Source organism: Paraburkholderia fungorum (assembly GCF_046026025.1).
Taxonomy (GTDB): Bacteria; Pseudomonadota; Gammaproteobacteria; order Burkholderiales; family Burkholderiaceae; genus Paraburkholderia; species Paraburkholderia fungorum_E.
The window spans coordinates 1-20647 of sequence record NZ_JAQQFL010000045.1; the positions used below are offsets into that span (position 1 = coordinate 1).

Annotated in this window: 17 protein-coding genes and 1 pseudogene; 10 read left to right on the forward strand and 8 right to left on the reverse strand. The window is 57.1% G+C overall.

Annotated features, from left to right (window positions below; genetic code table 11):
- Nucleotides 1-386: pseudogene (locus PQR67_RS34075) on the reverse strand (SOS response-associated peptidase family protein); the annotation flags it as partial.
- Nucleotides 387-530: 144 nt separating this feature from the next.
- Between PQR67_RS34075 and PQR67_RS34080 the strand changes: the two are divergent.
- A complete protein-coding gene (locus PQR67_RS34080; RefSeq protein WP_408467198.1) occupies nucleotides 531-920 on the forward strand; it encodes a response regulator in 390 nt (129 codons plus the stop codon).
- Between the two features lie 81 nt (nucleotides 921-1001).
- Here PQR67_RS34080 and PQR67_RS34085 read toward each other — a convergent pair whose 3' ends face one another.
- Genes PQR67_RS34085 through imuA form a run of 3 tightly spaced genes read right to left on the reverse strand, consistent with a single transcriptional unit; the run spans nucleotide 1002 to nucleotide 6264 of the window.
- A complete protein-coding gene (locus tag PQR67_RS34085; RefSeq protein WP_408467199.1) occupies nucleotides 1002-4151 on the reverse strand; it encodes an error-prone DNA polymerase in 3150 nt (1049 codons plus the stop codon).
- A gap of 6 nt (nucleotides 4152-4157) precedes the next feature.
- Nucleotides 4158-5627: a Y-family DNA polymerase gene (locus PQR67_RS34090; protein ID WP_408467200.1), complete on the reverse strand. Its 1470-nt coding sequence runs from the start codon at nucleotides 5625-5627 to the stop codon at nucleotides 4158-4160.
- Nucleotides 5557-6264 carry a translesion DNA synthesis-associated protein ImuA gene (imuA, locus tag PQR67_RS34095; RefSeq protein WP_408467201.1) on the reverse strand — a complete coding sequence of 236 codons (708 nt, stop codon included), beginning with the start codon at nucleotides 6262-6264 and terminating at the stop codon, nucleotides 5557-5559. Before imuA ends, PQR67_RS34090 begins: the two co-directional genes overlap by 71 nt.
- Nucleotides 6265-6351: 87 nt before the next feature.
- Here imuA and PQR67_RS34100 point away from each other — a divergent pair, with 87 nt between their 5' ends.
- The 5 genes from PQR67_RS34100 to PQR67_RS34120 all read left to right on the forward strand — a co-directional run bounded on the left by PQR67_RS34100 (nucleotide 6352) and on the right by PQR67_RS34120 (nucleotide 10810).
- The gene (locus PQR67_RS34100) at nucleotides 6352-6666 is read left to right on the forward strand and encodes a hypothetical protein (RefSeq protein WP_408467202.1); all 315 of its coding nucleotides are present in this window, start codon (nucleotides 6352-6354) and stop codon (nucleotides 6664-6666) included.
- A gap of 346 nt (nucleotides 6667-7012) precedes the next feature.
- On the forward strand, nucleotides 7013-7231 hold the full coding sequence (locus PQR67_RS34105; protein WP_408467203.1) for a hypothetical protein: 219 nt from the start codon (nucleotides 7013-7015) through the stop codon (nucleotides 7229-7231).
- A 166-nt stretch (nucleotides 7232-7397) separates the two neighbouring features.
- Entirely contained in the window at nucleotides 7398-9251 is a 1854-nt protein-coding gene (locus PQR67_RS34110; RefSeq protein ID WP_408467204.1) for a GmrSD restriction endonuclease domain-containing protein, read from the forward strand.
- Nucleotides 9252-9686: 435 nt separating this feature from the next.
- Nucleotides 9687-10148, forward strand: a complete 462-nt coding sequence (locus tag PQR67_RS34115) for a hypothetical protein (protein WP_408467205.1) — start codon at nucleotides 9687-9689, stop codon at nucleotides 10146-10148.
- On the forward strand, nucleotides 10145-10810 hold the full coding sequence (locus PQR67_RS34120; protein WP_408467206.1) for a hypothetical protein: 666 nt from the start codon (nucleotides 10145-10147) through the stop codon (nucleotides 10808-10810). The genes PQR67_RS34115 and PQR67_RS34120 overlap by 4 nt, the downstream gene beginning before the upstream one ends.
- Nucleotides 10811-10942: 132 nt before the next feature.
- Here PQR67_RS34120 and PQR67_RS34125 read toward each other — a convergent pair whose 3' ends face one another.
- From PQR67_RS34125 to PQR67_RS34140, 4 genes are all read right to left on the reverse strand, one after another.
- Entirely contained in the window at nucleotides 10943-11155 is a 213-nt protein-coding gene (locus PQR67_RS34125; protein ID WP_408467207.1) for a hypothetical protein, read from the reverse strand.
- A 793-nt stretch (nucleotides 11156-11948) separates the two neighbouring features.
- On the reverse strand, nucleotides 11949-12824 hold the full coding sequence (locus PQR67_RS34130) for an HAD domain-containing protein (protein ID WP_408467208.1): 876 nt from the start codon (nucleotides 12822-12824) through the stop codon (nucleotides 11949-11951).
- A 421-nt stretch (nucleotides 12825-13245) separates the two neighbouring features.
- On the reverse strand, nucleotides 13246-13455 hold the full coding sequence (locus tag PQR67_RS34135) for a BPSL0761 family protein (RefSeq protein ID WP_408467209.1): 210 nt from the start codon (nucleotides 13453-13455) through the stop codon (nucleotides 13246-13248).
- Nucleotides 13456-13644: 189 nt separating this feature from the next.
- Complete coding sequence (locus PQR67_RS34140) at nucleotides 13645-14196, reverse strand: DUF6471 domain-containing protein (RefSeq protein ID WP_408467210.1); 552 nt, start codon at nucleotides 14194-14196, stop codon at nucleotides 13645-13647.
- A gap of 1014 nt (nucleotides 14197-15210) precedes the next feature.
- Here PQR67_RS34140 and PQR67_RS34145 point away from each other — a divergent pair.
- The 4 genes from PQR67_RS34145 to PQR67_RS34165 are packed head-to-tail and all read left to right on the forward strand — an operon-like array spanning nucleotide 15211 to nucleotide 20610.
- Complete coding sequence (locus PQR67_RS34145; protein WP_408467211.1) at nucleotides 15211-16497, forward strand: hypothetical protein; 1287 nt, start codon at nucleotides 15211-15213, stop codon at nucleotides 16495-16497.
- Nucleotide 16498: 1 nt separating this feature from the next.
- Nucleotides 16499-18241, forward strand: a complete 1743-nt coding sequence (locus PQR67_RS34150) for a TnsD family Tn7-like transposition protein (RefSeq protein WP_408467243.1) — start codon at nucleotides 16499-16501, stop codon at nucleotides 18239-18241.
- A 33-nt stretch (nucleotides 18242-18274) separates the two neighbouring features.
- Entirely contained in the window at nucleotides 18275-19786 is a 1512-nt protein-coding gene (locus tag PQR67_RS38295; RefSeq protein ID WP_507022009.1) for a TniQ family protein, read from the forward strand.
- Nucleotides 19783-20610 (forward strand): PDDEXK family nuclease, encoded by an 828-nt coding sequence (locus PQR67_RS34165; RefSeq protein ID WP_408467212.1) that lies wholly within the window; start codon nucleotides 19783-19785, stop codon nucleotides 20608-20610. The genes PQR67_RS38295 and PQR67_RS34165 overlap by 4 nt, the downstream gene beginning before the upstream one ends.
- Nucleotides 20611-20647 lie beyond the last annotated feature (37 nt).

Sequence of the window (20647 nt, forward strand, 5' to 3'; positions counted from 1 at the left end):
GGCTCAGTCCGCTGAATGTCCTCAAGTTTGCCGCGGGTCCACTCGATTTTATCGGTGGCGATTCGCTGGCTTTCGGCGGCCGCCTTCGTGACCTTCGTCTGAAGTGTTCGTTCGGCGTCGGCCAGTCGCTTGCGCTGCTTGAAAAGGTCCTGCTCGAGCTTCGATGTCTGTTCGGCGTTGAACTTTTCGATGAGAGCCTTGATTTCTCGCTCGGCTTCGGTCTGAGGCTGAGCAAACGCATCCTCCATTGCCTTCGGCACTTTTGCCTTGCTGGTGCCCTCTGCGCGTTCGAAAAACAGGCGTGCGAACTCGTGGATGTCCATCAAGGCGCCGAAAGTGCGCACGAACTTCCTGTAGTCCGCCAGAATTTGAGCCGAGTAGCACATGGACGCCTCCGTTTCCTGCTCCCATGATACGCATTCTCCGCGGCAAGGCGACCGCAACGAATATGCGGTTTGGATGACAGGCCGCGTGAAACTTTAGTCGGTATTCAGTTGCCAAAGAACAAGTGGTCGCTCGGATATCCGGATATGACAAGCGTGCTGCTGGTAGATGACGAAGCGGAAACCCTTGCAGCATGGGAGGCGAACTGTATCGCAGACGGATTTCAAGTGAAGACGGCGAGCGACGGCAAGTCAGCGTTGGCAATGTTCATCGAATCCCCTGTAGACATAGTGGTCGCCGACTGGCGCATGCCGGTGATGTCGGGGAGTGAACTCTGTCACCGATTGCGCACTCTCCCCGGATTAGCTGACGTTACTTTCATACTGGTTTCCGGAGAACCTAGCCCGCCAGCCTTCATCAGCTACGACGGTTTCCTTCGCAAGCCCGTAGATGGGCACATTTTACTGACCACGATGCGACGGCTGCTGACAGAGCACGCAACCCATCGAGAGCAACGGCGCGGCGGAACAACGTAGTCATACGACCGTCTGCTGCTGCGCATGAAACGAGCCCCACCCCAGTTCGTGATAGGGAGGCGCTCACATTGTGGTGCCGCGTCAACAAAAATTCCTGCTCGCGGTCGTGAGACTACCCAGCAGAGGTGACATGTCGACAAGCCGCTGTGCGACCAGATGTCGAACCTCTCCTTGACACTGCCAGGTCCCGTACACCGCAAGTAGAGATGCGCCCAGCGCCTCTTTCCGCTGTTTCTCAAAGAGGCTCGGCCAAATGATTACATTCACGTTGCCCGTCTCGTCTTCCAAAGTAACGAAAAGCACGCCCTTTGCTGTGCCCGGACGCTGACGCACGGTAACAAGCCCGCACCCTCGTGCGAGCCGCCCGTCGCGATATGTGCGCAGAGTCGATGCTGGCATCAGGCGGTTCGCAAGCAACTGCGGCCGCAGCAGTTCAAGCGGATGCCGGCCTAGCGTCAGACCAACTGACCGATAGTCAGCGACGATATCGTGAGCTTCAGTCGGCGCGCCGAACTCGGGTGTTTCTTCGTCAACCGTCGCAACAGCGAGCATGTCCTTGTCCGGAACAGCAGCGACGGACTGCCATAGCGCTTCATGACGATTGCCGGCAAGCAAGGCCAATGCGTTGGCGTCAGCGAGTACGTGAAGGTCCTTCCGGTCAAGTTGTGCGCGTCGAGCCATGTCTTTGACGCTCTCGAAGGACCGAACCGCGCGTGCGTTCTCAATGCGTTCCGCAGCGCCGTCCTTCATGCCGCGAAGCAAAGACAAACCGAGTCGCACTGCTGGTCGCGCAATGTCGACGAGCTTGACCAATGCTGAGTCCCAACCGCTCACGGTCACATCAACTGGCAGGACCTTGACTCCATGTCGCTGTGCATCCTGCACGAGCTGTGATGGTGAATAGAAGCCCATGGGCTGTGAGTTCAGCATAGCAGCAAGGAACGCCTCCGGCTCGTGACACTTCAGCCAGCTGCTCGCGTACACAAGCAACGCGAAGCTCGCCGCGTGACTCTCTGGAAAGCCATATTCACCAAATCCTTTAATCTGCTCGAAGATACCCTCGGCGAAAGCCAGGTCGTAGCCGCGCTCCTGCATCCCGTTGACGATGCGGTCGTAGTATTTTTCGAGGCCACCTTTCCGTTTCCACGCGGCCATCGCGCGACGCAGTTGGTCAGCCTCGCCGGCGGTGAAGCCCGCGGCAAGAATCGCGACCTGCATCACCTGTTCCTGAAAAATCGGAATGCCGAGAGTCCTGCCCAATGCGGTCTTCAACGCTTCGCTCGGATAGGTCACAGGCTCGAAACCCTGCCGGCGCTGCAAATAGGGATGTACGGCGCCGCCCTGAATTGGGCCTGGTCGAACGATGGCTACCTCGATGACGAGGTCGTAAAACGTGCGAGGTTGCATCCGCGGCAACATCGACATCTGGGCACGCGATTCAATCTGGAAAACGCCGACAGTATCGGCTGCGGAAATCATCTCGTACGTCTTCGGGTCCTCTGCCGGAATGTCCTGCATTTCAAATCGCTCACCGCGCTGCTCTGACACGATGTCGAGTGTGCGCCTGATAGCTGAGAGCATCCCAAGCGCGAGCACATCGATTTTTAGAAGGCCAAGTGCCTCGAGGTCGTCCTTATCCCATTCGATAACACTGCGGTCAGCCATTGCCGCGTTTTCGACCGGCACGAGTCGCGTGAGCTTGCCGCGGCTGATGACAAAGCCGCCCGAGTGCTGTGACAGGTGGCGCGGGAATCCGAGTAACTGCGACGCCAGTTTCGCCCACGCCTGGATAAGCGGCTTCTCAGGGTCGAGGCCGGATTCTGCAAAGCGTTTGAGCAGGTCCTCGCTCGTGTCGAACCAATGATGGCTCTTCGCGACCAGGTCAACTATCTGTGGGTCAACGCCGAGCGCCTTGCCAGTTTCGCGAAGCGCGCCGCGGGGTCGATATGTCGAAACGGCGGCAGCAATCGCAGCCCGGTCGCGACCATATTTGCGGTAGATGTACTGGATTACCTCTTCGCGACGTTGATGCTCGAAATCGACATCGATGTCTGGCGGCTCACCACGCTCCTTCGAGATGAAGCGCTCAAAAAGCATACTGCCTCGAGCAGGGTCGACCTCTGTGATTCCGAGGCAAAAGCAGACCGCGGAATTGGCAGCCGAGCCACGACCCTGGCAAAGGATGTGCTGGCTACGTGCAAAGCGCACGATGTCGTACACCGTGAGGAAGTACGCTTCATATTGCAGGTCCGCTATGAGGTCTAGTTCGTGCTCAATCTGTTCCTGGACCTTGTGCGGGATTCCCGACGGAAAGCGTCGTTGGGCACCGATGTACGTCTCTTGCCGCAGGTACGCCGCCGACGTGAAGCCGGCTGGCACCAATTCGTCCGGGTACTCGTAACGGAGCTCATCAAGAGAAAACGTGCAACGGCAAGCGATATCAACCGTTGCGGCAAGTGCTTCGTCTGGATACAAATTCGCGAGTCTCAGCCGGGAGCGGAGATGTTGTTCAGCATTGGGCGCAAGGTCATAACCGCATTCATGGACAGGTTTGCCAACCCTGATGGCCGTCATCGTGTCCTGCAGAGGTTTTCGCGAGCGCACATGCATGACAACGTTGCCAAGCGCGACAACAGGTACGTCCTGACTGCGGGCGACGAATTCCACCGCACCCCGATGAATATCGTCCATGGCACGTTGGTGCATCACTAGACCTACCCACACCCGCCCAGTGAACGTGTCATCGAGCCACTCGACCTGTGCCGCAAGAACGTCTTCTTTCGCGGGAAAATCGGGCACGAGAATGGCAAGGCAATCGGGCATGCCGAGCAGATGCCGGTTTTCCCTGTCGGGTCGGGACAGGTCCTGCGGAGTAAGGCGATATTCCCCCTTCGGTGCGCGCGTACGGGCTAGCGTAATCAATTCAGACAGGTTGCCGTATCCCTCGCGATTTCTGGCCAGAAGAATCAGCCCGAACGCGGGCGAACCGTCAGCGTTCGCCAGGCGGAAGTATGAGCCAACGATAAATGGCAGCTTTGCTTTCTTCGCCGCAACGTGCGCACGCACGACGCCCGCCAGCGAGCACTCATCGGTTACTGCCAGAGCTGAATAGCCCAGTTGCGCCGCACGCTCAGACAGCTCTTCTGCGTGAGAAGCACCGTGCAAAAACGTAAAGTTAGAAAAGCAGAAAAGCTCGGCATATGCCGGCAGCATAGTGAACGAGGAATCCATGGCGTGTCATCCGAACAGGCCGTGGAGAAACCACCGCTGGTCTTCTTCCGCATCACGACTGCTGACGCGCTCACGGTAAATCCAGAAGCAGCTTTGGTCTTCACCTTGCGCGACGAAATAGTCGCGTGTCACCAGTTCGCCATCAAACCACCCGGCTTCGATGCGTTCACCCGGCGACACCATGCGCAGCGGCGACCCGTAGAACGGCCGATGTTTTCGCATCAGCAGGCGCACGGGTTTTTCCAGCAGCCAGGTTGGTCGCGGAAGGCCCTCAGGCAGTGTGGTGCCTTTAGACCGACTCGCAACGGGGACCCATCGATTTGCAATCTCAGGTCGGTAATCCGCAGTCGGTGCAGGCCGAAGTACGTTTTCTTCACCAAGTCGTGCGACCAGCAATTCGACTAGACGTGCGTGCTCCTCGGCCGAGCCACCAGGCTCCGGAAACAGGGTGTCCGATGCAGGTACTGCCGGTTGCACGTTCGATGCATCGAGTCGCAGCGCGATGACTGGCGCAGTCAGTTCAATCCGGCCAAGGCGTTCCTTGATGAGCCGTACAAGATGGTCCTCGCGCCACGTCGGCTCTCCCAGTGCAATTTCAATGGGTGTCGGTTCAATTGCCTGTCTGCCTCGCTCGTGCTCCAGTAAAAGCGTCGCGCCTGTGAGCGCCAGTTGCTTTGCGCACAACCAGCCACATAGCTGCACAATGAGGCGATGTGCGCCGAAGACCGCCGCTTCCGCGTGTTCGATGCGGTCTGGCATTTCAATGCGCGCAGAAAACGTTGGAGGCAGTTCCAGCCAGTCAAACAATTCGGGCGCCGTGCCGAAAGCTCGGTCGAGTGAATCAAGCAGGTGCTCTCCACAACGTCGCTGCAGCCCGGCACGCGGCAGTCGTCGCACGTCTGCAATCGTTTCGCAGCCAAGTCCTGTGAACCAGTCTGCAAACGGCCGCACCTCCGGCACTGACAGCAGTGGCAACGCGGACAGTTGCCGTTCAAGCGAGTCAATCTTGAGTACGCGCCGGTTCCGGTGCTTCGCGAGCAGCCACGCGCCCTGACCAGTTGGTGCGGCACTTATCCGCGCGGTCAGTCCAATGGCTTCGAGTATCGCTTTCGCCTGCCGGCATACAGCAAGCAGTCCACCAAAAAGCCGAAGGCTTGCGCCGATGTCGACCACGACAACGGCCTCTTCGAGCACTGCGACGTCGGGCGAGAACTGCATGAGCGCCACTGCCACATCGCGTTGCGCGGCATGTTCACGGCCGGGGTCGCGCTCGAACATCTCTACCTCCGGCGCGAGCGTTAACACACCGCCGCGCTTCATGCCGACCCGGACGCCCGCAGACCTGGCTACCCCGTCAGCGATGAGCACCTTGTCCCTGTCCAGGACCACGCTGCCCTGTGCGTGCTCAGGCAGCCACTTTGGTCGGAAGACCTCGAGTTGCAACCGGGGCAAGTGGACGGCGAGAAATACGCGCATGGTGCGAAAACAGGACAGGTGTTGGTTGAAGTGGGATGGACAGAGGCTCTGCGCGTGCTGGACCTCGTCGCTTCGTAATGTCGACGGTCAGACCGTCGCGTTCTGGCCGGAGCGCCAGTCGTAAAACTGCTGGAGATGCATCCTGTGCTGACGCCAGTGGGCGGACCATGAAGAACAACGTTTCCGAAGACTGTGCTGCGAGATGCAGTCTTCGCAGCGACGAGGTCTGAACGTATTGCGCCCAGAACAACAGTGCGCCGCAACTGCCGGCGCGCAGAATCTGCTCTGCCGCCCACAATGCGTCCGCTGTCTTTGAGGCCCGAATCTGCATCAGTTGCTCTGGGGAAAGGCCGATGTACTCAAGGCCAAGTCCGTTCGGAACATGCGGGGGTTGCACCATCGCGACCGGCCGCTTGCCCAGTTCGCTGAGCGCCGGACGAAGCAGCCGCATTTCGCCCACGCCGGCCTGCTGGACCAGCAAGTCGACAAGCGCGCCGACGGGCCAGCCACCGCCGGGCAGTTCTGCGGACAACGCCGGATACCCAGTCTCCACGACTCGTCCCCGACCGCGCGCGAGCTGCGACGCCCGCCAGAGCGACGGATGTATTGCTTCCGGAATGGGGGACGGGACAGTCATTGGATTGCGCAGATACCTGTATGGATGTACAGTATCCTACACGGATTTCCGTGGCGGCGAACAGACACTTTTTTGGGGTGAAACTTCATGGATATGCGCGTTCGCAAGCCCGTCAGCCATCCAATGCCCGAGATTGCGGCGTTTGTCGCCGACATGAAATCTGCGTTTGGCGAACAGGAAATCGATGAAGCCATTCGTCGCGGCCGAGCCGGGGAGCCGACGTTCTTTGCGTGCGAAAATGGCCGCTCTGTGGGTACCGCTAGTCCGGTGGAAACGGATGTCTGGCATGTTGACGGCGCCGTGCGCGACCGCCACTACTGTGAAGGTTGCGACGGTTCGTGCGTCGGAGGGGATGTATCCTGCAGCGACATATTGAATCGCATCGCCAAGGAGAAACGATAGTGAAACTGGTTGGATGCGGGTTGCTTTTACTGGCATGTACTTCGTCCGCGCTTGCAGGTGAGCACTACACCGAAATCTGGAATCCGCCCGAAGCTCGCGGTGGATTGCATCAGGGAGCAGGCGCGCCGAAGTCGCTTACGCAGAAGCGGCGTGTGCCTCATTTCGTAAAAACACGGGCGCATCGCTCGCCGGCCACCGCTACGAACCTAGCTGTGAAGCAGGGTGCTCCCGGTACCGGTACGCGACGCGTTACTCCTGACGTGTCGGAAATTCCCCGTCTGATAACTCCCGAGGGGAACGTGCTGCGCGTTGATGCTCACGACTCGAATGTTGAGGTCGTGCGCTGATGGAATCGGGAAGCTACAACGGATACCGCATCTTCGGTCACGCCATACTTCAGCAAGAGAGCATCCTTTCGCCCGAGCGATACGCAGGTAGCGGGACCATCATCTGCGACACAAAGATGGTTGAAGCCTCCGGGGTACTCGGTGTTTTTGATACGGAAGGAGAGGCTCAGCTCGCGGGATTAGACTGGGCGCGCGCCTGGGTCGATAACCACGGATAGTGCCTGGCGGACTTCAGTCCACGGCGCCTCATGCCGGCTTGAATTTTATCGGCGCAACGCATTATCAACGGATATTTTCAGCTCCCGGTTGCTGCTATGACGCGGTTTCGGTTAGTGTTCGACGTTCCGGAGCGAGAGCAGGCTACCAACGACACGGCGAGACAGGATGAACCAGCGACAGGACGACGATTTTCAGGACGACTCTGCCATCCTCGAACAGGCAGGCATCGGCGCGAAGGCCACCGGTTTCTCAGACCGCATCGTGCCGAAGGGCATAAGCATCAGCCTGTTCCTGATGAACTTGGAGCAGCGTAAATACCAGATTCCGACCTTCCAGCGCGACGTCGTCTGGATGCCCGAAAACGTCAAGAAGCTGTGGGACAGTCTTTTCAAGTTCTATCCGCTTGGCAGCCTGCTGGTATGGCGAACTGGCGTAGCTTTGCACAGCCACCGCCAGATTGGTGGTCTGCTGATATCTCCGCACGAGAAGCAGACCGAATATCAGTATCTGCTCGACGGTCAACAGCGGACCACTGCGCTCTACACTTCCATTTTGGGTGGCACGATTGCCGGTCGCGAGGATTTCAAGCCGGACCTGTATGTGGACCTTTCTGTAGAGCTCGACGGTGACACCGATGACAACAGCTACCGCAAACGGTTCCTCTTTGAACAGGAGGTCCGTAATAGCGCGCAGCTAAAGGAAAAGCGCCGCTGCCTGACGGTGGTGTCACTGAAAACTATCCTGCAACGCTACGAGGCGGTGGAAGCAAAGCTTGAAGATTCCGGCCGGAAGTACAACCACCCCGAAAGGGTGAACCTCAGGCGCATCCGGGCCATCTTTGACAGTTACCAGCTCTCGCTCATTGAGCTCAATGGCATTCAGGTGGCCGAGGTTTGCCAGATTTTTGAGCGCGTGAATACCGGTGGCCGGCCGCTCAGCATCTTCGACATCGTTGTTGCCAAGACCTATCGGCCTCGCGATAACGCTGAGAAGAAGCCATCCTTCTATCTGCGGGAACTCTTCGACGATTTCCGCGCAGACCCGCGCATGGCTTCGAGCGAGTACCGGCACCTCAGCGACCATGACTACCTCCAGATGCTCGCGGTAATCGTGAAGCTCTACGTGCCTGACTCCGGCATCAGCAACATTACCGACCGCTACCTGAGTGACCTCCGGCCCGAACATATTGAGCAGGTCTGGGATGATGCAGCCGAAGCATTCCGGGACACGTTCCGCTTCTTTGACCGGACCCTGAACCTGCATGGGCCGGGCCTCGTCCCCTATCGGTACTTCTACATGGTCCTGGTGGGCTACTTTTTTCGGCGGAAGAGTCCGGACTACGCGCTCTTGGAGCGTTACTTCTGGACGACCGCACTGGACCAGGGAGACCTGCTGACCAGTACGTCGAGCATCTGGCCGGATATCGAGCTGTTGACCCTCGGCGGTGAAAAATTGTGGACCGAAATGGTCATCGACCGCGCTGCATTCAGGTCGAGCAGATACAACTCCAAGTCTCGCATGTATCGCGCGATTCTTGGTTTCTTCGCGAGCCAGCGGCCTTGCAACTGGGACGCTCCGCATGACGAGGTGCTGGCGAGCCTCTACTATCAGGTGACAGACCGCCCGAATCTGCACCATATCTTCCCACGGGCGTTCGTGGAAACCGCCCAAGGCGAGATGGCGCTGGAAGGTGCTGAGATGGTCGACAGTCTCATGAATATTGCGTACATCACCCAGCTCACCAACCTTCAGATTTCCGCGCGTAACCCGGTGGACTACTTGAAGGACTTTGCCAGTCAGCCGAAATTCCCTGACGTCCTGGAGGGCCACCTCATTCCTAGGACGATTCTCGAGCTCGCGGGGAAGGAGACGATGCCGATTGACGCCCTGAAGACCTTCATTGAGCACCGCATTGACCAACTCGTGAATCGACTCAAGAGTCTCGGGCTGAAGGTGGCGGAGTCGGACAGCCACACGCCGCCGGGTCGCATCGTAGAGACTCAGGCCGAAGAAGGGTAAAGGGGTCGCCTTCGGCCAGCTTTGGCGGATTCCCGAGCGAGACGCTCCCTTTTTCCGCATGCTTGCGGTTGATGTCCTGCAGTCTTTAGACATCTTCTACCTATCCCCAAGGGTATCGCTGTTTGGGATTTAGGCAGGTAGTAAGTGATGGTCGCGTCGGGAAGTACGGCGCACGCCGTTAGGAAGGTGACGAGTCAGGCCGATTGAATGAGGTTTCATTTCATCTTGTCGACTCGCACTGGGCAGAAGCTACGATGGACGGCGTTTGGCAAGCCGGAGCGCCATCGAAGACGTAGTCCGTGCCCTAGCGCACAAAGAAAACGGTCTATCGGGGCAGACCCGCCGCGCGCGGCAACGCCGCATTACGCGCTACCGTGCGAATATAGAGCCCGCCTAAGCAGTGCGCCAATAAGCCCGTAAGTCAAAGGAAAGGCCATGCTCGACCTGCGTAAAGTCTGGAATTTTGGCTCGTTGGCGTTTGGATTCCTCTTCCCTTTTTTGCTCGGTGCGTTCGAGTCAACGCTACGGGGCGCCGCAGGTGACAATGACCCGCAGTTCTTCCCACCGGCGTTAGCCGCAGCCGGACTTGCCGCCCTCCTGCCATGCTTTTCCGTCGGACCGCGGCCGGAACCGGCTGCGCCGGGAGAGTCAACGGAGGCGGCGCGCAGGCGCAGGGACTACAATTGGAATGCGGGTGTGCTACTGCTCGCGGGAGGATGGTTCATCGTGGGAAGTCTCCTTTGGGCGGTCATCCTCGTCCATTCCATAAAAGGGACCCTTCCCGTCTGGTGGCCAGAGTTCACGTTCAACAAGGCAATCGGGGTATCAGGTTCCGAGACTCTTGCGTTTTACGTGCCGGCGACGATGCTGGCCATTGCCAAACTGGTGAAACCATGAGCGGATTTCTGTCGTTCGCGCAGGAGAACCCAGCAATGCTGGTTGTGCCAGCAATAGGCTTTCTTGCGTCCCTATGGCTGGTACGCATCAAGATGAGATATTTGAGCAAAGGTGTCCTTTTTGGCCGCGCGGCGCCGACCACGGATAACCCTGCTGTCGACGACAAGGACGCTTCGCCGTCCGGTTCCGGCGCGAGGGCTGAGCAGCCGGAGACGCCCGCCAGCCTGGCGATACCGGCGTTCGGCGGCCAGTTGTGGTTCGTCGTTTTTGAGGGTCTCCTCGCAAGGTATGGCGGCCTGGCAAAGTCCGTCCGTCAATCGCAGTCTCAGACAGAATCAGGCCAAATCGAGCCCGCTCTTGCCAAAGCGGCAGCAGCGAGCGTCGCACAAATCACCGAGGACTGGCAGGTGGCGAAACAAACGATGGGGAAGACCGCAGAAGCCCGATTCCATTTCGAAGTTCATATACTGGACCAAATCGTTTTCGGTGACATGCACGCCTCGGACCTTCGGGAACAATCCCATCTGGAACAAAGGGCTGCCACCGCGATTATCGATTTCGTGGATGTATTGCGTCGCCTTCAGACCGAAGCTGCAAGGGCGCCGCAGCGATGGGTCGAACCGCCTCAGCATGCGGGCGACACAAAGCGCTCAAGCGCCTGACGACCGACGGCGAAAATCAACCTGGCAGCCCACCGCGGTAAGGCTGCCGGTACAGTGCTCTCACCCTGTAATGGCCGGGGGCTCACAGCGGTCGACCGCTCGGTGCTCAAGCCACCCATGCACACGCGCTTCTCAGATTCCGCGCAGGTCATGACTTTCTTCCTGCGAGTCGAAGTACTCCTTTCGGGCGAACTCCAGTCGTGCGCGGTAGTATTCGACAGACGCGTCGTCGACAAGGTACTGTCCATTGTCAGCGAGTGTTCCGGTCAAATCGCCACGCTCATGAAGCCGCTTTACGTGCACTTGACTGACAAAAAGGTAACTGGCTACGTCTTCGACGTTCATCCCGGACCTCCCGAATGCATCTGCTTCACGATGGAGCCGATGAAAGTAAGACGCAAACTCCATCACCGGCGTCCATACGTCGCGATTATTTGAAAATCATGGCGACCAACAGGACGACAGCAGATATCAGAGCCAACACCGCCATGGCCCCCCCCGAACCATTTCGCGACGCAATCGATATTCTTCTGCGATGAAGCGAAACGGAATAGCCACTTCATGTGAAGGCGCGCCTAGCCAACGTCGACGCCACTATCTGCCGCCGTCCAGAAAATCGCGCCAGTCCCACGCGTAAGCGCATTCCATGGGCTCCGGGTCCTCGTCAATTAATGGGCGTGTCGAATACGCCATACGTTTTTTGAACAGGCTTCGCGCAGGTTCCGGTATCTCCCGAAAGCGCACATACTGAGTATTGCCGGAGATGCGAACGGGAACATCGAGTTGTTGGGGGCGCGGGGGCAGTTCCTCCTTCCCTGTCAGCGCGACCGCAACTGCGCGAGCTACGAGGTCCCATAGGGTGGAGGCGTAGCGTGGGTAGTCGTTCAAGGAACTGCATATTTTCCCATGCGGGTCCTCGCTTAGTTCGACCTTATAGTCCGCGAGAGAACCACTTTTAATTCGGCCAATCTTTGCGGTTGCCAACACCCGACTGCCGCTCTCGCGGCCGCCTGGCCATAATTCGACAGTTACTTTGAGCATCCGCGGTTCCCCCCGTCACATACCGGTTGAGAAATTGGCAAACCAACGCTGCGTTGGCTGCCTCTGTGCTACGCCCCGTCAAACTCTTCGGGCGTAACTACGAGCTGCAGTCCTTGTGTACTTCGACGAGCCACTCTCGAATTCGCCGCTGTGCCGCTTCATCGCTGATGCCGTGCGTGGAATCCAAAAGCACAAAATTTCGCACTAACTCGCCGGGCTCGGGCCCAAATCGATGAGCGCTGAACACGGAATCATCGAGCGCCATCCAATGCTTCAAGCGCTTTCCGAACGCGTAGCAGGTGATGATGTCAGTGCGGCCGGTGCCGTCTAGCAAATAGCTGAATCGGGGCTTCCTGCCTTGAGTAGTACCGACTACACGTCGAGCCAGTTCTGCTGGCAGGAAAGACATCACTTTCTCTTCCGGCAGTGTTTGTAGCCAAGATGTTGTGAGAACGATTTCGACCGACGGATAAGGCTTCAGCATTTCAATCAGCAGTGGGGCAAACTCGAACAACGTCCGTCCGGAGTCGAGCGTAATTTGGCCGCTCGCATCAATGAGCGCATGGCCCGCGTGAAGGGTCCCGTCGTAGTCGACGAAAAGTGTTGGGGTCGTCTTGTCCAATACGAGGCGCGACCTCGGGACGCTCTTCGTGGAAGGTGATTGTTTCGCCGCGACGCCATACCAGTTCACGGAATGGCCAAGCGCCTCGAGCACGGCATCCGCATCGCGCTTGGGCATAACCAGGATGGCTAAGCCGAATCCCGTCAGTACTTTAAGCAGGCGCTCAGTCCCAACCGCGTCTCCATTTTCGATACGAGCGAGTACGCCAGACGAAACCCCTATCGAATCTGCGGCGTCGCGGACATTGAGCGTGCAGCGCAAACGTGTGTCTTTCACCAGCCGTCCGAGCGTCTGCAGATTGAATGCGAGCGGGATTGTGCCGTTGTTCTGAGCTGACGAAGAGACAGGCATGGTGGCGACACATCAAGTGGCTGGTTCTGTGGAGCGTGGATAGCTGCGGCTGTGCCTTACGAACCGACTAGCGTTCGTAGGCGCTGAGCGAGTCACGTCAATTCGTCTAGCGATATCCCGGCCTTGCGTGCAACGGAACTGCATATGCGGTCGAGAGTCCGGTCATTTGAATGCTGGGGATACGCCGCTCCCTCCTTGCGCACAATAGGAACGAGCTCGTTTGCAAGGTCTTCGCAGATGAGCCAGCGCTCAAATCTCGCCGTATCTGTTTGCCCCGTGACATAGATTCCGTCGACCAATACCGCGCAGAGATTTGATTGGTCTCCGGAGACAACTGGAGGCATCGTGTCTCGCGGAAAACTGGCAGGGACATCATCGTGGATTTCCATTTTGCTCACCCCTCCCTATGGTCGTGGCGCAGTCATCCTTGGCCGATTACTGGCTGGGCCCAAATGCCCGGTAGCGTCGAAGCCGACACCGAAAGGTCGACGTCGAGCGGATAGTGCCTAAGGAGCGCGGCCGCTACGGTCTGGACAAGGCCGGGGATGTGGACTTCATCAGCCGCTTCAAGCATTTGCAGAAACCTGCGCGTCTCTATCACGGCTTTCGTGCGCTCGTCTGGCATTGTCATTGGAGAGCCCTCATGTACCGGATGATGCGGGTGCTACGCGACGTGGATGAGCAGGGGGACTCGGCACATCCGGAAATATTCGGAAAAGCGCGACGCTATGCTAGGTGGCGAAGAAAATCAGCGATAAAAATCGCTGAATACGAGTGTAGTCATCGGTAAAAAAATGGCAAGGCAATTCTGAGGGGGCGGTCATCGCCGGTCAATCGCAACTGCCAAGACGAGGTCTTCGTAGTCCAGATAGCAGTCTAAGCTCGAGCTGCCGAGCGCAACGATGCACTGAAGAAAAGCAGGCAGCGAAAGCGCCCCTGTCGACAGATGAGAGAGAAGCGTCTTCTCAGTGAGGTCGGCGCCCAGCAAGACTAACCGGCGCGCCAACTCAGGAAGAGTCACAGTGGGATGACGAGCCAGCTCCGCCAAAACGACAGCGGCGGCACGGTCTTCCCACGTGCCATCCGCCATGATAGCCGCCTCCCACAAGCGGGGGGCTTTGGCGCCGGTCGCATCTAAAATTTGCAGTAGCAACGCGAGCCTAATTCTCCCGCGCGATATCCGGGAGGCAAGCGAACGCTCGCTTTCGATAACTCCCAAGGCGGCGAGCGCTTCGGACAAGGTCGCATAACTAAAATCTTTCCGCGCGAGCACGACGCGAACGACGCGGGAGGCCAGATTAGCCCAATGCGTATCTTCCTCGCTCACAAAACTCCTTGTGTTTGGAGAAAAAAGAGCTACCGTAAACGACATAAAAGTCGCCAAATTCGTTCGGCGAGCTGGTCGCGGGACGCTGGCGGATGCGGCGCGTCTTTTCCACTGGCCTCTCAATTGTATTGAGAGTGCGATGAAACGCCTAGCGCACGCACGGAAACTGCTCAAGTGCAGTCCGACGACCTGCAATGCAAATGGAGCGAGTCGGTGCTTACCGCGCAGCGACGTTAGTCGAGCAGCTTGAGCTGGCGGTGCAAATGATAGAGGGGGGGGCGTAGAGCGGGGGCTGCGCGTGACGCGCGGCACAGAGTTCAGCCGTTGAGGCGGACTTGCGGAACGGGCAACGAATAGGGTACCATCCGCGCCGGGGAAATCGGCGTCGAATTATACCTCATATTGAGTTTTTGTCAAGCAGAAATTTTAGGCTGACGCCTTGCTTGTTGCACACGGAGTACACGTACGGAAAAGCCATACGACTAACTCATCCCGCAAAAGACAAAGCGGAGGAGGGCTGGCACCCGAGCCTCCGCTTTCATGGCACACCTCGTATGAGGCATACCACCGTGGTCGCGCGCGGAGGCTCTCATATGTGGTGGGTTGTGTCAACCCCTGCCCGCTTGCTTTTTAAGCGCCGGGCGAAAGTAGAGAACTGTATGTCGACTAGCATTAACGGCGTCTTGGACGAACATCGCGCTTCCCGCGAAGTAACGCCTCCCGGCAATTGCCCGCCACACTCTCGGCTACGTGGCTTTGCTGCGCGAACTCATCAATCTATCGATGTAAGCTGCCACGGCTTTGCACGCATTCGCCCCGTGCGTTCTCGTCTGAACGAGGGACGCGAGGCACGCAACCAAACGCATCTCGCAACAAAGACGGGCAACTCGAGAGCGTCTGTCCGAACACATTTGCGCAATTCTGGCGCAAACCAACCGCTACATGCGCTCGACCCGGAAGAACGAAAGCACCGTCGTACCTGCATAACAGCTGAACTTGCTGAAGTCACGGACGCGATGCTTCAGAGGCTCGGGCTGTATCCAGCAATCTGGGGGTGCGATGAGTAATCTCGCACCCACCAACTCCGTACGCGCCATTGAGTGCCGTTCTGATGCAATCGTTCGAAGCAATCCGTTGGTTGCTTTCTATGCGGAGCGACCGAAGGGCACGCGAGCAGGAGAACTGTTGCGGACTGTCGGAGTAGTGCCAACTGCGGAAGCGCTCGCGGCGTCGCCCACGGAAAAGGTTAGCCTTCTTCAACGGATAGACGAAAGCTTTTACCCGACGAAAATGGAGGAATCGCTATACGGTGATTTCCACGACGCTATTCGAACCAGTTGGCAACATGCGGACCCACTCAGCCCAGCCGCTGCGATGCGCTACACAGGATTCGCAAGAGCAGTTCAGTCTGTGAGCCTCGTCGCGATGCCAAAAGCGAGGCATTGTGGGAAGGGATTCCTGCTCTGTTGCGCATCCGGCTCAGCCGGTCTCAGATTTGTTGAGCGTGCGGCCGACGCCCTCGGTGCGTCCCTAAACTATGTGAAGTCGGTCGACGGAGAAGATATCCCCTACTGGCCAGCAATGACTGTGCTGTGGCCATCGTGCGGAACTGTCGACCAGTTCTATGCGAATTTCGTTTCGACGTTTGATGGCAACCTGCAGAGGTCTTCCTATTTCAAAGCACTGTTCCGGCCAACAGCGAAAAAGATAACGAGGCCAATCTTCGTCATGGCATTGTCCAGCATCGTGAACGTTGGAATCTTGATTGTCAGCGGCGCGTTTTCGCGCAATTTTCATCCCGAAAAATCGGAAGCAATACTGCTCTTTTTGCAGGAATTTATGACGTACACCGGGATACCTGTTGTCCTCACCTGTACCGCGCCAATCTACGAACAGATAGTTCATATGGGTCCCCTGTTTGGAGCCCTCACCAGTGGTGGAAACGAGGAAATCCAATGGCTGGATACCTCGAGCGCGTTTCATGGCAACGCGAATTTGCATTTATTCAATCAAAGCCTCATGTGGAAGCCAGTGAATCTGGTGCCTGCCGAAGTTCTGGACTGTGCGGCTATGTGCGCCCATGGAAGTCGGGAGGCACTGAACCTTTTCTATCGCCTTTTGCACCTTGCCGCAGTTCGCAAACCACGGGAAACGCCGGAAGGACTGCTGGAAGACGTCGCCAAAACAATGACGAGGCAGACGGACCAACTGCAGCGCGTCGCATCCTATCTCTGTACGTTCTTCTCCACGAAGACAGGGGCTGCCGCAAAGAAGCCAGATGGAAGCGCGTGGTCTGATTTTCTGTCGGTGGATGTCTACCGCAGAATGGGAGTCTGGGATGTCTGAAATGCGCAACCAGACTCACCATCCGACACCGGAGAATTTCAGCCGCCTCCGGCGACCAACGCTCGTTGCTGGTGAGACCGTACCGAGCTTCGTGCGTCGCGCTGCAGTTCTGTCTGGGTACCGCTCAGAATTTTGGGCGTTTAAAGCTCAGATGGGGCGACAACATCGCCCACTTGAGGCAATGCCTTCGCCGCTGGCAAAGCTATGTGATGAGCTGCAGTCAGACGGCGCGACTCCAGATGCGCTCCTTCGACAAGGCCATACTCTATATGGCTATTGGACCTGCTGCGCGAATGACAATACCCGAGCGCGAGTGCGCTCAATTCTTATTTACGGCCGTCCCGGTCCGATTCGCCCCTGTCGTCTTCCCGTCAACCTCGAGCCAAATCCTTATGACATATTTCATTGCCCCGAGTGTGATGAGAGGCACCTGGAAGAATTAGGGTGCAGGCCCACGCTCGTAGTCCACCAGGCGCCGTTTGTCTCGCTGTGTCCGACACATGGGTGTCGCCTGAATGAAGCCCAAAACAGAGCGTTGTTCGGAAGCGAATGCATCTGTGCGACCAGTGCCTCCAGCAACCTCAGGAGTCTCGAGTTTGCACAACGCACTCAACATCTCATTGAAAACCTAACGGGTGGTGATGACCTGGTTCGTGGTTTCAAAGCGTCGATGCAAGAACGGGGATTCGTCACGCAGTGCGGAAGGGTTCGTTGGCAGCAGTTCGTGAAGGCTCATAATGCTTTTCACTCGGAGCATCTTCCGGATGCCAGACTCAATACAGTTTGCCACGATGATGAGTTGCTCCGTCGGACGATAAACGGCTTGATGAACGACACGGGCTGTCCGCACCCAGTTCTCTATTGCTTACTGGATTGGTCGCTGACCGAAATAGCTTGTACCTCCGGTCAAGTCGTGAGCGCGACATCGAACGGAAGGAAACCATTGCCTGAGACGCTCGTACGGGCGGCATTCGACGCCAACCGTAATGCCACGGCTGCCGCGAATTCAATCGGGGTTTCTGTCAACACATTCATTACGCGGGCTCTCGAGCTCGGACTTCCAGTCCGCTTGAAGCCTTCTCTACTCGCCCCTTCCGTCAGAGCCGAAATTGGAAATCTGTTCAAGTCGGGTATGTCGATTCCCTCTATCGGGACGATGCTTGGCGTATCTGTCTGCAGCGTCTATCGGGCGCTAAAAGCAGCTGGACTACGCGAATCCGACGCAGAGCTTGTGAGGGCCGCCCGAATAGCCGCCGTACGCAAATCATTGGGGGTTGCTGCTGTGATGAACAGGCAACTAACCATTACGCAACTACGGAAACAGAATCCTGCTCTTTACGCTCGTGCGTATCGCGCCGACAAGCGCTTGATACTTCAGTACACGAACGCAGACGTGCATACGCCGGCGAACCATGCAAAGCCGCGCAAGCGGCGACACATGGAGGCACAAGCACGGGCCGCAATCCGAAACTTGCACGCAAGAGCAAAAAGCAATCACTTTCCTCGGGTCTCGATTCACCGCGTTGGCTTCGAAACCGGCCTGTCGGATTTCTACCTTAGTTCATGCGGCCCGAAGACGAAAGCTCTCCTGCGCGTCGTTGTCGAGAACGAGGGTGAGTTCGTTGCGCGTAGGGTAGCCGAAGCAGCTGTCGAATTCGGTGGACCGCAAGGTTATTGCGAGCGCTGGAAAGCTCTGCGCTGGGCCGGGCTACGCATGACACGGGCCAGACTGGGTCGGAACTAAAACCTTAAAAATCTGTTGAAGAAAGAATCACACATGAATGGTTTGCATCTAAGCGCAAGAATTTTCCCCATCCTTCAAAACGAGACGTTTTCGAGCTATCTCCACAACATGCTAATCCTCGCCGGCGACGTGGAGGCGAGAGCACTCAACGAAAATATCGGGTTCGCAGTGCGGGTGGTATCGCCGCTCCTGCCGTCACGCCTTGAAATTATCCGAGACGCAATTGGCGAGTCGCTGCCTTCTACCCCACAACTGGTTAAGCAAAACACGATATTGCCGGTCTTAAGGCTAACCCTTCCGAAATCCGATTATGCCGATGTTTATAGGCATACGTTGTTTGCTTCCGTTTGGAGTACTGCGTCGACCGCCGGCCTCGCCTGTAAGGCGCGACAGAGAGAAGGGCCGTCTTATGAGCCAAGCTGGAGTGTGGGGGTCTGCCCAGAATGCCTTCGAGACGACGAACGTGCACATCGTCGAGCATTTGTGAGGCGAGCTTGGATGTTTACCAATCTTACAGTCTGTTCGAGACACGAAACAGCAATACTGACTACGTGCGTGAACTGCCGCGGACAGGATGCACCACGAGATACTTTTAATGCTCTGAACTTACGTTGCCGGTGTGGCGGGAGCCTTGCCTCTCGAATAGACCTTACGAACGAAAGGATTGTCGCGACTGAAATGCGTGTCGCGGAGGCATTTGATTTCATTTTTGAGGTTGCCGATAACCTTACGCTCGACGCTAGACACACACAATTCGTTCTCAGAAAGAGGGCGGCAATGCTGGGTTTGCTGACTCAGCGTCACGTGCTAGTCAAACGATTGGAAGAATTCATGCACGCGAAACTTGACCGAGAGGTGTTGAAGAGACACAGGCTTCATGTCAAGACGGCTGCATTGACGGATTTTCTGCGCGGAAAGCGGCCACTTCGAAATCCGTTGCAGAACGCAGTTCTTATCGCGGCTTTCTATGAGTCGCTGGAGGATTTCAGGCGCGAGATGCATGAAGCAATACCGCTAACTGATTTGGAGTTGAAAAGTCCCACGAACATCGATGCTACAGGACCCGACCGCGGCGCGAATGAGCGACTTGTTGGACGCTATCTGCAACGGGTAACGACATATTTCAAACAAAATCCAGGCGCATCAAGGAAGGAAGCGTGGGTTGCAGTCGGGCACTCCATCGCCGCATTGAACCGCTTTGTTCCGGGCGTTGCCGACCAGATTCTGCCCCCCCGTCGAATCCGCCGCAGCAATCCAGTCCGCGTCCAAGAAGAAGTCGCGAGACGTGACGCGGCTTTCGCAGTCGAAATTCGACGAAGGCGCGCTCAGTTTGAATGTAATCTTCCATCCTTCCGGATTACGCGGACACGGTTGATTGAGGGATGGATAAATAGTCGGAGCATCTATCGCTACCGAGCAGAAATGCTTCTCACGATGACTGCCATTGCCGAGTGCGAAGAAACAACAGCGCAGTATGCAGAGCGAAGAAGTCAGCGGGATATTTTGGGTATGCCGACGAACCGACCGGAGACGTGCAACCGATGAAATTCTTCGAGCAGCCCCAGAGCACACCGTACTTGGTGGGCATTCCAATGCCGGAAGAAGATAGCCGTGGGTTCCCTTACCGGTTGCCCGAAACGAAAAGACCAACTGACAGCAAGACCGGCGAGTCCGGTATCTATGTCGGTATAAAAGGAACATGCGTTTACCACTCTCAAACAGAGCGTATCGCTTTGCACTTCGCGGATTTCAATTCTCGGGTGAGAGCGATTCGCACACATTTGCCATTCTATGACGCGCCACGTTTCATCAAGCTTTACACGGGAGGCGAGCCAATCTGGGCGCATTTCGCCGCCACTATCGACATAGACGTCGCATACCTACCAGACAATGGTACCGCCTTACTGCAGCATGGTTTCTCTTGCAAAGATACGCCCGAGGAGTTCACAAAGCCGAAAGTCATTCGACGTGCTGAGCGAGAACAGGCGTTCTACGAGAGCATCAATGGCACGTGGGAAGGCGTAACGAAGGACTATTTCTCCATAAATGAGTACGACAACTACGAGTACATCCTCAAGCACATCAGGAGAAGTGATGTCTTCCCTCTCTCACGCGATGCAGAGAGCGTAGCTTCGCTTTGGAAGTCTCAGCGGGGAGAGGGGTCAGTGAATGAGGTGTTAGGGAAACTCGCGAAGAAGTTGGGCGTTGACGGGCATCACGTCTTCCGTCTGACCTGCGTGGCGATATACCTTGGGTTTCTTAGGATTGACCACCGGTACGTGTTCGAGCTTTGCGCGCCGCTGCGTCTTACAGCGGATGGCTGCTATCGGTTTAGAAATGAGCCCGAACAGGCGCCATGGGGATTCTGATATGACGTTCGAGTCAGCGTTTGTGTATGAGCCATTC

What these genes read in the sequence shown, in the direction of transcription:
- PQR67_RS34080 (WP_408467198.1), top strand. Translation starts at nt 531, where the DNA reads ATGACAAGCGTGCTGCTGGTAGATGACGAAGCGGAAACCCTTGCAGCA.
- PQR67_RS34085 (WP_408467199.1), bottom strand. Translation starts at nt 4,151, where the DNA reads ATGGATTCCTCGTTCACTATGCTGCCGGCATATGCCGAGCTTTTCTGC.
- PQR67_RS34090 (WP_408467200.1), bottom strand. Translation starts at nt 5,627, where the DNA reads ATGCGCGTATTTCTCGCCGTCCACTTGCCCCGGTTGCAACTCGAGGTC.
- imuA (WP_408467201.1), bottom strand. Translation starts at nt 6,264, where the DNA reads ATGACTGTCCCGTCCCCCATTCCGGAAGCAATACATCCGTCGCTCTGG.
- PQR67_RS34100 (WP_408467202.1), top strand. Translation starts at nt 6,352, where the DNA reads ATGGATATGCGCGTTCGCAAGCCCGTCAGCCATCCAATGCCCGAGATT.
- PQR67_RS34105 (WP_408467203.1), top strand. Translation starts at nt 7,013, where the DNA reads ATGGAATCGGGAAGCTACAACGGATACCGCATCTTCGGTCACGCCATA.
- PQR67_RS34110 (WP_408467204.1), top strand. Translation starts at nt 7,398, where the DNA reads ATGAACCAGCGACAGGACGACGATTTTCAGGACGACTCTGCCATCCTC.
- PQR67_RS34115 (WP_408467205.1), top strand. Translation starts at nt 9,687, where the DNA reads ATGCTCGACCTGCGTAAAGTCTGGAATTTTGGCTCGTTGGCGTTTGGA.
- PQR67_RS34120 (WP_408467206.1), top strand. Translation starts at nt 10,145, where the DNA reads ATGAGCGGATTTCTGTCGTTCGCGCAGGAGAACCCAGCAATGCTGGTT.
- PQR67_RS34125 (WP_408467207.1), bottom strand. Translation starts at nt 11,155, where the DNA reads ATGAACGTCGAAGACGTAGCCAGTTACCTTTTTGTCAGTCAAGTGCAC.
- PQR67_RS34130 (WP_408467208.1), bottom strand. Translation starts at nt 12,824, where the DNA reads ATGCCTGTCTCTTCGTCAGCTCAGAACAACGGCACAATCCCGCTCGCA.
- PQR67_RS34135 (WP_408467209.1), bottom strand. Translation starts at nt 13,455, where the DNA reads ATGACAATGCCAGACGAGCGCACGAAAGCCGTGATAGAGACGCGCAGG.
- PQR67_RS34140 (WP_408467210.1), bottom strand. Translation starts at nt 14,196, where the DNA reads ATGTCGTTTACGGTAGCTCTTTTTTCTCCAAACACAAGGAGTTTTGTG.
- PQR67_RS34145 (WP_408467211.1), top strand. Translation starts at nt 15,211, where the DNA reads ATGAGTAATCTCGCACCCACCAACTCCGTACGCGCCATTGAGTGCCGT.
- PQR67_RS34150 (WP_408467243.1), top strand. Translation starts at nt 16,499, where the DNA reads ATGCGCAACCAGACTCACCATCCGACACCGGAGAATTTCAGCCGCCTC.
- PQR67_RS38295 (WP_507022009.1), top strand. Translation starts at nt 18,275, where the DNA reads ATGAATGGTTTGCATCTAAGCGCAAGAATTTTCCCCATCCTTCAAAAC.
- PQR67_RS34165 (WP_408467212.1), top strand. Translation starts at nt 19,783, where the DNA reads ATGAAATTCTTCGAGCAGCCCCAGAGCACACCGTACTTGGTGGGCATT.